General features: G+C 32.8%; 15 protein-coding genes and 1 pseudogene. 3 read left to right on the forward strand and 13 right to left on the reverse strand.

Annotation, left to right across the window (positions count from 1 at the left end; genetic code table 11):
• Positions 1-113: 113 nt before the first annotated feature.
• Both map and AC6CHV_RS03385 read right to left on the reverse strand, forming a co-directional pair.
• Entirely contained in the window at positions 114-854 is a 741-nt protein-coding gene (gene map, locus AC6CHV_RS03380) for a type I methionyl aminopeptidase (RefSeq protein ID WP_440274125.1), read from the reverse strand.
• 101 nt (positions 855-955) lie between these two features.
• On the reverse strand, positions 956-1411 hold the full coding sequence (locus AC6CHV_RS03385; protein ID WP_440274124.1) for an NUDIX hydrolase: 456 nt from the start codon (positions 1409-1411) through the stop codon (positions 956-958).
• Positions 1412-1723: 312 nt separating this feature from the next.
• On the opposite strand from AC6CHV_RS03385, the gene AC6CHV_RS03390 reads away from it, so the two are divergent.
• On the forward strand, positions 1724-2320 hold the full coding sequence (locus AC6CHV_RS03390; protein WP_440274123.1) for a hypothetical protein: 597 nt from the start codon (positions 1724-1726) through the stop codon (positions 2318-2320).
• Between the two features lie 177 nt (positions 2321-2497).
• Here AC6CHV_RS03390 and AC6CHV_RS03395 read toward each other — a convergent pair whose 3' ends face one another.
• Both AC6CHV_RS03395 and AC6CHV_RS03400 read right to left on the reverse strand, forming a co-directional pair.
• On the reverse strand, positions 2498-2977 hold the full coding sequence (locus tag AC6CHV_RS03395) for a GNAT family N-acetyltransferase (protein ID WP_440274122.1): 480 nt from the start codon (positions 2975-2977) through the stop codon (positions 2498-2500).
• Between the two features lie 30 nt (positions 2978-3007).
• Positions 3008-3812, reverse strand: a pseudogene (locus AC6CHV_RS03400) (Cof-type HAD-IIB family hydrolase).
• 424 nt (positions 3813-4236) lie between these two features.
• On the opposite strand from AC6CHV_RS03400, the gene AC6CHV_RS03405 reads away from it, so the two are divergent.
• A complete protein-coding gene (locus AC6CHV_RS03405; protein WP_341331308.1) occupies positions 4237-4806 on the forward strand; it encodes a hypothetical protein in 570 nt (189 codons plus the stop codon).
• A 382-nt stretch (positions 4807-5188) separates the two neighbouring features.
• On the opposite strand, the gene AC6CHV_RS03410 is transcribed toward AC6CHV_RS03405, so the two are convergent.
• The 5 genes from AC6CHV_RS03410 to AC6CHV_RS03430 all read right to left on the reverse strand — a co-directional run bounded on the left by AC6CHV_RS03410 (position 5189) and on the right by AC6CHV_RS03430 (position 7905).
• Positions 5189-5620 (reverse strand): GNAT family N-acetyltransferase, encoded by a 432-nt coding sequence (locus tag AC6CHV_RS03410; protein WP_121447993.1) that lies wholly within the window; start codon positions 5618-5620, stop codon positions 5189-5191.
• A 26-nt stretch (positions 5621-5646) separates the two neighbouring features.
• Complete coding sequence (locus tag AC6CHV_RS03415; protein ID WP_121447994.1) at positions 5647-5877, reverse strand: hypothetical protein; 231 nt, start codon at positions 5875-5877, stop codon at positions 5647-5649.
• A gap of 206 nt (positions 5878-6083) precedes the next feature.
• Positions 6084-6506, reverse strand: coding sequence for a FosM family fosfomycin resistance protein (gene fosM / locus AC6CHV_RS03420; protein ID WP_121447995.1), 423 nt, complete (start codon positions 6504-6506; stop codon positions 6084-6086).
• Between the two features lie 414 nt (positions 6507-6920).
• Entirely contained in the window at positions 6921-7439 is a 519-nt protein-coding gene (locus tag AC6CHV_RS03425) for a hypothetical protein (RefSeq protein WP_341331307.1), read from the reverse strand.
• 13 nt (positions 7440-7452) lie between these two features.
• Positions 7453-7905, reverse strand: a complete 453-nt coding sequence (locus AC6CHV_RS03430) for a LytTR family DNA-binding domain-containing protein (RefSeq protein ID WP_341331306.1) — start codon at positions 7903-7905, stop codon at positions 7453-7455.
• A gap of 351 nt (positions 7906-8256) precedes the next feature.
• On the opposite strand from AC6CHV_RS03430, the gene AC6CHV_RS03435 reads away from it, so the two are divergent.
• Positions 8257-8835, forward strand: a complete 579-nt coding sequence (locus tag AC6CHV_RS03435; RefSeq protein WP_341331305.1) for a CBO0543 family protein — start codon at positions 8257-8259, stop codon at positions 8833-8835.
• A gap of 195 nt (positions 8836-9030) precedes the next feature.
• Here the strand turns inward: AC6CHV_RS03435 and AC6CHV_RS03440 are convergent, their stop codons facing one another.
• From AC6CHV_RS03440 to AC6CHV_RS03455, 4 genes are all read right to left on the reverse strand, one after another.
• The gene (locus tag AC6CHV_RS03440) at positions 9031-9861 is read right to left on the reverse strand and encodes a sugar nucleotide-binding protein (RefSeq protein WP_341331304.1); all 831 of its coding nucleotides are present in this window, start codon (positions 9859-9861) and stop codon (positions 9031-9033) included.
• A 99-nt stretch (positions 9862-9960) separates the two neighbouring features.
• Complete coding sequence (locus tag AC6CHV_RS03445; protein ID WP_341331303.1) at positions 9961-10761, reverse strand: aminoglycoside adenylyltransferase domain-containing protein; 801 nt, start codon at positions 10759-10761, stop codon at positions 9961-9963.
• 194 nt (positions 10762-10955) lie between these two features.
• On the reverse strand, positions 10956-11309 hold the full coding sequence (locus AC6CHV_RS03450; protein ID WP_121448002.1) for a YjgN family protein: 354 nt from the start codon (positions 11307-11309) through the stop codon (positions 10956-10958).
• A gap of 138 nt (positions 11310-11447) precedes the next feature.
• The gene (locus AC6CHV_RS03455; protein ID WP_341331302.1) at positions 11448-11678 is read right to left on the reverse strand and encodes a hypothetical protein; all 231 of its coding nucleotides are present in this window, start codon (positions 11676-11678) and stop codon (positions 11448-11450) included.
• Positions 11679-11905: the final 227 nt, after the last annotated feature.

The raw sequence follows: 11905 nt of genomic DNA on the forward strand, positions 1-11905 counted from the left end.
CTGCTCAAGTGTTAAATTATTTTAACACAAAAGGTGCGTAATCCCTCTTGGATCAACGCACGCACATTCGTAAGTAAACTCTATGTATTTTTCTCTTCCGCGGATTCCTTGAATTAAAGTGTGATAATAATCGGACCATTTTTAGAAAGGATAATCGTATGTTCCAATTGAGCTACATAGCTTTTTTCAGTAGCATAGGTCCATCCATCTTCCATTTGGAATACTTCTTCTTCAAAGGTCGAAATAAATGGTTCGAATGCGATAACCATCCCTTCCTTTAGTAATTCATCATCCCATGTTTCCTTATAATTATAAATATGGTCAGGTGCTTCGTGTATTGTACGTCCAATACCATGTCCTGTAAGGTTTTTGATAACTGTTAAACCATGCTGTTTTGCTGTTTGATAAACTACTTTTCCGATTCCACTTTTTTTGGAACCAGGTTTTGCTCTTTTAAGACCTTCTTCAAATGCTTGTTTAGCAACGTCGCAAATTTTTGTTAACACTTCTTCTCCTTCACCTACTACAAACGAGATTCCTGTATCTGCGAAGTAACCGTTCTTTGAGCCTGATACATCTATATTTACTAGATCCCCTTCATGTATAACCCGATCTCCCGGAATACCATGTGCCACTTCTTCATTAACACTAATACAAGTATAGCCAGGAAAATTATATTCATTTTTTGGAGCTGATAATGCGCCTTCTTTCTCAAAAAGTTCTCCGGCTATATCATCAAGTTCTTTAGTCGTTATTCCAGGAGTTGTTCTTTGTACCAATTCATCTCTAATAAAGGCCACAATTCTGCCAATTTCCTTCAAACCATTAAAATCTTCTTCTGTTTTTGCAATCATCGTATATCCCCACTTTTTAAAGTATCTTATGATTAGTATTCCTGTTGTTCAACTATTGCATTCTTTACATTAAGTACACTTCTTCACAAACTTGTTATTTCTTATAGTGATAAAGACAGCGAATATTGTTTAATAAGATTTTTTATCAAAGGATTTAGCCCTTCCGGTAACTCATTTACTTTAAAGAATTTTACTTCAATAGTTTCTTGACCATCTGCTTCAAGAATTCCACCTTTAATATCTTTTGAAATATATGCGATAGTAACAGGATAGAATTCATCACCGTTTGGTAATTTAACAAAGTGATGTTTCCCTGAAAATACACCTACTAAATCAAGTTTACCAATTTCAATTCCTGTTTCTTCTAAAACTTCTCTTCTCCCTGCTTCTTCAGTAGATTCTCCTAATTCAATAAATCCACCAGGAACTCCCCAAAGTCCATCGCTTCGTTTTTGTAATAAAAATTCTCCTTTTTCGTTTATTACAGCTACGGCAACCCCAACTAATATTAGAGGTTGATTTCCAACAACCTTGCGTAAATCTTCTATATACCCCATTGTCTCCTCCTAAAAAATAACTATATTTTTTCTAAGAAATATATTTGACAACCGCAAACATTTTCCCTTCTTTTTCCACTAAACAGCCCCATTAGTTTAATAACCTCAACAAAAAAGTGACTTAATTCTTCTTGGACAACGCACCCAATAGTGAAAAAACTTATTTAAATTCACTATAAAATGAATTCCTACTACAATAAATCACACTTTTTACCTATATATCTAAAAAAACAATGATAAATTTACCAAATTACAAAATAATTATGTTACTCTTAAATAAGGAAAAATTATGGAAGAAGGGGATTCGAAAAAGTGAAATCGAAAGCAATATTCGTATTGAGTTCGGTCTTCATTGGTGGAGGTTTAGTCGTCGGCTTCGCACAAGCTGACGCACCGACCGAATTGAAGGCGAAAGAACGCGCAACAACGAAAGAAGAAATCATTGAAATGGCTAAGGACTATCCTTTGAATGTACCCTTCACGGAAGTAATGTCGGAAAAGGTGAATAGATACGTTGATTCAATAGAATTAAACGAAGTGCCATCTTTTGAAGTAAACGACCGAAATGTTTCGTTGGCTTTCATTGATTACAAAAGGGAAGACGCTGAAACAAAACAGAAAATACGCTTCGCACTTCCAAAAGGTGATTTGAATTTTTTCGGGACATATGAAAAAGGCGTCTATCCACAAGAACTTCTTAAACAATCAATCGAACGGGATATTCCTATATTAGAGCACGTGAAATCATTGTCGGACAATGCGGCGTTGAATCAATTGGTTGACGAAGCAATCGAAGGGTTATCGGCTGCGGCGTCCCCTTATGAGTATTACGAATCGTGGGCGAAGTTGGACGCCTTCGTTGACCAAATCGGCGAACTATCACGACAAGTATTGAAACCAAAAAACTAATCATTGTTAAACCCAACTAGCTGCTCATATTCATCTTGTCTGGTGCTAGAATGGAGCCAGTCTTTAAGACTGGCGTTTCTTATAATTATTTTTCTTAGGTAATTGAACTAAACTGCTTCGTTAGTTTAATACCTTCAACAAAACAGTGCATTAATCCTACTTGGATCAACACACCCGTTAGTTCAATATTTTTATTAATTCAATTTCATCTCTGATAGGGATACCGTCATCACCAATTAAGGGTATCTCAGGCTTTATTTTTCTAGCCTTCTCAACTGCATTATTTATAATTTGCGACAAAATAAAACCTCTTTTTTGATAAAACTTTAATGCTAATAAATTATCATTTGTTGTTATGAGTTTAACGAACTTACACTTTCTCTTAATAGCAAGGTTTTCTACTGTTTGAACTAATTTAGTACCTATACCTTTACCTTCTTCAACACTATCTAATGAAATTATTTCACATACATCATCTTTAATTATGTAAGTAATTAACCCAATGATTTTACCTTCATCATTAATAATAGTAAAACCATCTAAGGAACTGCAATCATAGACTCCACTTGAAATAACCATTTCTGTACTTCCCCAATGCAACTTAAAAAAGTCTAATATTTTATTTTTCTTTAATTCCTCAATTGCGTAGATATTCATTTTAAATCCCTCTGTTTTAATAAATTCTTGTTAAACTATACTGCCCCGTTTATTCAATAAGAAAAACAGCGATATTCTCAAAAGATAGATTTGCTGAACGGACCGGGTATTTACATGTTTAGTAACAAAATCCGCAACATTCTTCAATTTTAAGTTTCCATTCCCCATTGCTAGACCTAACCCTACTAATTCCAACAAATCAATATCATTCTCACCGTCACCAAATGCGATAGCTTCCGATTTATCAATGCCAAAAAAATTCAAAGTTTTTATTATAGCTAATGACTTTGAAACATCCTCTTGCAAAACATTTAAAACATAGGGATGCCATCTTTTAAATATTAGTTGCGGAAACTTTTGTTTATACCTTTCAACTGTTTCATCATTTGCAAATAAACACAATAAAAATACATCTTCTTTATGAATTAAGTCATTAGTTTTAGGATAATCATTCAGTGACAAGGTTTCCCTTAAGGCCGTTAAGATTTCCTTCTCTGTTACACCGTTCATACTGAATTCCTCTGTATAGTATGACAAACCGGAATTTTCTAATTTGGCAAATTCCATTACTTCTTGAATAATACTTTTATCCATTGGTACTTATGTATAACCTCTTGATTGTGTTTACATATCCACCATTTGCTGTTATAAATGTTTCAATACCTAGTTCTTGTATTTCCTTACACATTGATAACGGTCTTCCTGTTGCTGCTACTACCCTTATCCCTTTGTTCTTCAAAGCTTTTATAGCTTCAATAGTAGAATGGGGAATGCTGCCATCCTCGTGATTTGTTATAGTTCCATCTATATAGAAAAAAGCTATTTTATAACTCATTATAGATCTCCCTAAATTAAACTATAAAACTAAATACCCTTCTTATATTCGACCTACGAACAGATAATCCTTCTTCAGCTAACCTGGCCCGTTAGCTTAATAACTGCAACAAAAAAGGCATTTAATCCTTTTTGGAATAATGCACCGGATAGTTAAACAAGACTGTCATTTAAAAATATCTATACGTTCTCCATTCATACCTAAAATATATAATCACGAATGAATCAAATTTTAAAATTTATTTGTTCTAATAAGAATATAATATATAACTAGGCTTAATGTATTTATAAGTCTACTAAATAAAAAGTAACGAATACTGTTGACATAGCCAATGTAAGATAATACAGAAATAACGATTTATCCGAAACCTCTTCGCGCCTTAATCGTATGTTATATAAAAGTTAAATTTTGGAGGTGGAAGCATATGAAAAACATAACTTATGGTTATGAAAACAGGATTATTTATTTGGTAATTGGAATATGTTTCGCTATATTTGCACCGATATCTCTTCTATTTGTTCCGCAGACAGTTGCTGAAATTGTACACTATAAACCTGGGTTATGGCATATCTTTGTACCAAAAAATATCTTTTACATCTATATAGTCGGTTATCTGTTCTTATTCATATCTATGATGTTACTCTTTTTATTGAACAATAGGAAAGTCTCAATTATATTAAGCATTATTTGTATTATTCTAAGCCTTGTGCCATTTTTTATAGCTTCAAAAGCCAATACTTCAATATCATATAATTCAATTTCACACACTCCCCCTCTAAAACTCCACAGCCATATATATAAATGGAATGAAATTGAAAAAATCAATTACTATAAAAATGAAGATGAAGTTGAAATCAATGAATATGAGATATTTTTTCGAGATGGAACAAGCATAAAGCTACCCGATAATGGTTATTTCGACGATATTAAGCTTGTCTTTTATTCTAAGTTGGACGAGATGAATTTAGAGGTAACAGAAATTGTATTAAATTAACCTTTCATAGAACGTATATATAACTGCTATATTTTTTTGGAAATCGGGCTAATCTTTTGCCAGATAGCAAGGTTTGATACCTTTTTTTCTAAAGCCTATGCGGTTTTATAACCGTATTAACAGTCAATGCTGTTATAACAACGAAAAAAAGAGGTGTGAATTAGTATGCGAATTCCACCTCTAAATGCTATGTTATTTAATGATTTTCTCCCTCTTAACCGTAACCGTTCTCTAACGTTAATTCCAAACATCACATTCACCTAAAATGTCCCGTTAGTTTAATCACTTCAACAAAAAAGTGTCTTATTCCTTCTTGGGATCAACGCATCTTTTGAACAACAAGAAATCATTTTATGTAATATTTTGGTTCAGCCTATGGAACTTAAACTCCTAGCCATTCCATTAAAAACTCTTCCTCATCAGTCTGTTTATCTATTAATTCTTCTTCTATTATTAAACCATTCCTCATGTAAAAATTAACAGCATTCCTATTTTTCTTGTACACTTTCAGTTGAATTTTTTTCCTTCGTTCCTTTATAAAGTTTAATAATCTTTTTCCGTATCCTTCGCCTTGATGCTCAACATCAATAAACAGTGCCGCCAAGTAATCATCTATCATTGAAACAAAGCCCACAACTTCTATTTCATTACATATAACATAGGTTTCAGACATTGGCAGATATTTTCCTTCCATATCCTTCTGTTGTGATTTCCAAAAATCCTTTTCAATAAAGTCATGTGCTATTACGGAACCTTCGTACCAAATTTTTATCAATTTATTAACTTCCGTCTTTTTGTATTTTCTAATGCTCACGTTATCCCCCCTTCAAAAGTACTTTTTCACGATAGGTTATCATCAACAAACCGCAACATTTTTTTTGATACAGAAATAACAGCTTCCTGATTAAAAATCATACAAGCTGTACCTCCGTCATATTTCTCATGTTCAAACTCGCCAAGTACTGTAACATAACCCTTTTTAAAAAAATAAATGAGTTCTCCGTCGTGTTCTTCAACAGCACTTAAATCGTTAAATAAATATGCCTTAAGTGGTCTGTCATAAAATTGCATTGCACTCCCCCCTGGTACTTACGTATTATAACTTTATATGAGACACCACAATCCAAATTATTAGTACAATGTGCATTTCATTTTATATTCCCCTCCTATATTATACTTTTCTACTAACTGCCTCGATACTAGAATAACCTAAAAACCTGGCAAAGAAGCTGCCATTCTTAAACTCTTGCACCCGTATATTGAATAAGAAATCCTTTCTAATCGAAAAATTCCATATGTGTTTTTTCCTGTTTGTAGTATTTCAATCTATCTTGTAGTGTACCTGTATGAAATTCAAATTTATGACCATCTGGGTCCGTAAAATAAATGGACTTCTTATCTCTTTCATCTCTTAGACGACCTGATAAAATGTTTACATTCAATCTCTTTAGTTTCTCGTTCATTTCATCAAACTTTTCTTCTTCAATTGAAAATGCTATATGTGTATAGGATTGGTTTATTTCATTACGAGGTATATTTTTCTCTACATTAAGTGCAAACCACATTCCATCTAAATCAAAGTATGCAGTGTTTCTCCCTTTTACTATCAACTTAGCATCAAAAACATTTTTATAAAACTCAATAGAATCTTCTAAATCAGAAACTGAAAATAAAAAATGATTAAGTCCTTTTATCGACATTTTATCACCTCAATAAAATATACCCTTACTCCACAATGACAGAAATCCTTTTTCAAGTAAATGCACCGTTAGTTCAATAACTTCAACAAAAATAAGCGATAATCCTTCTTGAATCATCGCACCCTTTAATTGAAAAGATTATTACTTTTTTTGGTTTCAATGTATTTTTACGTAAATAATCCAACATTAAACACCGAAAAAATCATAATGAAGAAAAATAATACCCAAACGGACAGAAACTTCTCATCACCAGTAAACTCAATATTAGTCATGACTGAAAGTATTAATTAATTGATCTTCATCTAAATCACTATTTATATTGCACAAATAGCTTGTTAAGATTTTCAATTTCAAAATGAAGGAATGCCCAAAAATTTATTCATTCCTAAATTCTCATTGCCAAGGTTACTTTTGTCAGCCTAATAGCTGAATTTTAAAGATATTTGTAATGCCTGTGCGGTCGGTGAATAGAGTGATCGAAATCAAATTACCTTCTGACAAATCAGAAAGCTGGATAAGAGTATCCTGCCGATATATGCTCACTTCTCCCCATACATCATATTGAAACTCACCTCGAAAATTCTCATCATTGAGGGAAATACCTTCAACTACTAAAGAGTTCTCGCCAATTTCTTTTACTTCTGCATAGAATGTCTGAATATCAGAATGTGACATTACCCATGCGTCTTCTTCATTATCTTTATACGCATTAGCATATCCTGCAAAATAGCTAATAAATAGGCCAATGAGTAAAACTATTATGGTCATTACAATAGCGACTCTATATGGAGGAACCATTGATATTATCTTGCCCTCGGTTGCTCCTAAAGCCCTATTGATATGTCGTTGATAGACTTGAAAATATACAATAACGGTAGCAACAAAAATAATTAATATTACAAACAGTGCGAGAAAATAAATAGGAAAAACCATGTAATTGCCTCCTCTATATTCCGAAATACTCTTTGAAGATGTAGTAATAACTTCTTGTTACATCAACACGTTTACCATTAATCATTTTTAGGATAAACTTTGACGAAAGAGTAGGTGTAATTCGTTTAACCTTATTCCTTGCAATTACAACAGAGTTACTTATACGCAAAAATTTTGTTGGGTCAAGCAAACTGACAATTCGGTATAATCGATCGGTAGCTAGATACTGTGCGTCTTGCGTTTGAACCTCAATTGCATGACCGAACGATTCGATACATACAATGTCCTCTACCGATAATATAATCCGCGCATTTGTTCCTTTTTCTCTCACGGTCAAATTATCAATGTAGCAGTTGGTTTCACTTAATACGAAGTCGGCAGTATCATCTATTTTAATTCCTCGTTCTTCGAGTGCAGATTTGATTTCATCATAACGGTCATTACTAATGTCAAGTTTGATTTTCAATTTGCAACCTCCTTCCGTACATTGCGATACATAGCCATATTTCAAAAATACCATAACAATAGGATTTTCGTATTTCAATATAAGAGGAACACTTTACAGATATATCCACATAGATTACACAAAATGGTTGATATTAATAAAAAAATGGAACTCTCTAATAATTGGAAGTTCCATTTCGTATTATAGTCTTCTTAAACTAAACTGCCTGGTTAGTTTAATAATTTAAAAAGAAAATGCCTAAATCCTACCTGGATCAATGCACACTTTAGCACAATAAGAAATCATTTTATGTAATAATCTGACTCAACCAATGGAAATATATTATTACTTGTTTATGGAGGTGTTTTGGAATTGGCATATGAGAAGGGGATCGCCCAATCAGAAAAAGCTTATAATCAGTTGACTGAGATTAGTTCTTTATTTGCAAAAACAGTAACAGAAGAATTTCTCTTAACATGGGAATGGTGGTTTGGTATCGCACTATTTATTGTTCCATGGATTGTTTGGTTTAGGTTCAGGAAGAAAGATAGCACGGGACGTCTCCTTTTAGGCGGCATACTAACTATTTTATTATCACTTACAGTAGATCTTGCTGCCTTATCTTTAGGACTCTGGTCATACCCTATGATAATCATACCACTTGCACCATTTCTCTTTTTACCCTATCACTTTTCTTTAGCACCCGTTGCAGTAATGTTAGCTCTACAAATTAAACCAAAAATGAATCCCTTGTTAAAGGGGATCTTATTCTCTGCAATTGCCGCATTTGGAGGTATGAATTTCTTTAATGCCATCGATTTTTACAACCCTAAGAATTGGTCCACTTTGTATGATTTTATTATTTTTTTAACTTTTTACTATGCAGCTTATTCGGTTACAAAGATTGAGAGCTATGCTAAATTAGATAAGGATAAATCTAAAAATGTATAATGATTTAAGGAATAAATACAACTTCATATAAATGGTTCCATTATAATGAAGCAAACTTTGTTTCTATTTTATATTTCTTTTAAGAATTCAAACAGGAAAGCTAATTCAACTAAACTGGGCCGTTAATTCAATAAAGTAGTCAACAAAAAAGGTGGGTAATCCTTCTGGGATTAACGCACCCGTTTGTTGTTTACTTCAAACGTTCATTTCCCCTAGTAAGTAAGAAATAATATCTTTATTCTTGCACTGCAGAGAGTCGGGCATATCTTCACGAATTGATTTCAGTGCAAAATAAAGTGTGTCCTCATTACCTTGAAAAAAGCTATATCGCAAAATATTCTTTTCACTTGCAAGTTTACTTATGATTTGTTCAAAGAATTGTCCCTGAGATATCATATCTTCTGAAGCTAAGTGAAAAATGCCTTCTAGCTTATTTTCAATAATGAACCGCAATTGTCTTGCTAACAGAACATCCAAAAGATTGTTGCATACTAAATTACTATACACATCAATCATTTTATTTTGTTTTATGCTATCTATGATTAAGTTCCATCTTGGAGAATCCTTACCCCATATCGCTGGGATTCGGATAATTATCACTCGCTCATTTAAAATCTCTTGTAGCATATTTTCACATTCTATTTTAAATTTCCCATAATCAGATTCGGAAATCGGGATATCTCTTTCAGTATGTGGTTTTGACCAGTCCCCATCAAAAACATTTGTGGTAGAAAAAAAATACAAACGACTACTGCTATTCCTTAACTCCATAGCCAATTCTTTATGAAACTGGAGCTGGTGATTAAAATTTCCTCTTAGGCACGAAATTACTACGTCAGGTTTAATTGAACGTATAATTTGCCTCATCTTGTCGACATGTTGCACTTCCAATTGGAATTGCATATCGTCTGAAAGGCTCGTCAATGAAGAAGAGTATGTTCCATATACTTCAAAGTCCTCTTTAAATTCATCAATTAAAGCTCTTCCTACAAGACCGCTTGCACCAAGAATAAGTACCTTTTCCATTGTAATTCCCCCTTTAGCTAATCTTTTTTTATTAATTAGTCGGTAGTTAGATAAATCCGACAAAAAACTGCCTTAATCCATCTTGGATCAACGCACACATTAGTTCAATAACTCTTGCACTCTATCTGAAATATAATTCCTTAAAAATATAAGTTCTTCTTTATTAAAGAGGTCGGTAGTGTTCTCCCCTACATAACTTTCAATTATCTTTCTAACTGTGCTTCCTAATTCCTTTGGTAAATTTGTTAATCCCCAATTTCCAGCCTCTATTTTTGAAGAAATAACTTCCTCTTTTAAATACCAATAAACCCTGATTAGGTTTAATGAACAATAAATTGGATCTTTTTCGATATTCTTCAAACACTCCCGATAATCACCTATTATGGATGATCTATAATCAGTTTTTGGGACAACAGGAAATACCTCGCTAATTGGCTCTCCCTCTAAACATATACCCCTTTGATTAGTAATGGTTACGTGGGCTGCTAAATCCGTATCTGTGTTACTATTGTCTTCGTTTATATATTTATATGTATTGTGCATCAGTTCATCTTCATACTGTTTTCTCCAAAACTCACTATAATGAAAATCATAGAGGCAGGGGTGCTGCCAGTCCATCAAATGTTCTTTATTTAGGATACTTATTTCGACTGGATATGGAAAATTAGAATAATTTAGAAACAAGTATGCTAGATTTCTTTTTTGCTCTACTATCATTTGTTTGTTAGTTACAACCAAAACATCTATGTCGCTGCATTTTGGATTAAAGCCTCCCATAGCTAAAGAACCGTGTAAATAAAAACCTACGAAGTTGTCATTTACGACTTCTTTAATTCCTTCTTTAAAATTATAGATAAAATTCTTAATATCAGAAGGACACGTTTTCCAATCATACCCCATTTTTTAACTCCTCACTTTGTATTCCACTAAATGCTTCGTTAGTACAATAACTTCAACATAAAGTGCCTTAATCCTTCTTAGATCAAGGCACCCATTTGTTGAATCCCAAGCTGAAATACTAGTTTGTTGAACTAAAAATGGTGATTAATTAATATAGAAAAAGCCCTCTCTTATAGAAGGGGGCTGTTTTGTCATTAATTTTCAAATACAGTATGTTTCGTTTTCCATTTTTCCATAGCAATAAATAACCAAAAACTATATATTCCTAAAGTAATAATCGTTAATATCCACCATTTAATCCAATTCCCAAATAATCCTATTGCTGAACCAGTGAATTTTAACCTTCTTCCATTGATGACAGTATGCCTAGTTTTCCATCCCAAGATCATTGTAATTGCCCAAGGATAGCAAATTCCAAAGGTGCAGACTGTAACTAAGAATCCTAAAATTGACCAACCAATGTACTGAAGCAATCCTCCATCAAAATATGAATTGCTTTCTGTTTGTGCTACATTATTCTGATTAACGTTTACAGTTCCTTCACTCACTAAATCCCCCCCTATCCACCTAGTCCATTAGTATTATATCACTTACGAGAGGAAATTATAGGAAATTTCCAAATCAGAGGAAGATATAGGAAATTTTATGACAAAAAAACCGCTTTTAAGTATATCTGAAACTCACAGTTATCCAAAGTGATTATGAAACCACCAAATAATCAGTATCATACTCACTATTCCCCAAGCTGTGGTACTCATTATCCACCAAATGATGGATTTTGCTTTTTTTGAACTTCCCTCGTCTTCCATATTTGCTGTTATAAAAGCGAGCTTACTTTCCATACCTTTTTTCATAGAAGTGAGAACAACAAATCCGATGATTATGAAACCAATCGTTATCCAGAATAATATGTCCACCTTTTATACCTCCCTTTTTTGTGCATTACAGTCCTTTCAATCTTCTTTATACAATTATCCTGCCTCGAAAGTTATTATGACTATCACGTATTATTCAAGAATAAAAATTCCAGTCACAATTGCTATCCATAGTTTGTCAGAAACTTTATTTTCAAAGACATCGACTTTGTATTTCTTTAAATTTATTATATTTTTTTAAAAAAATGATGATACCGAATTACCTTCTA

The organism is Ferdinandcohnia sp. GQ5, from assembly GCF_059759275.1.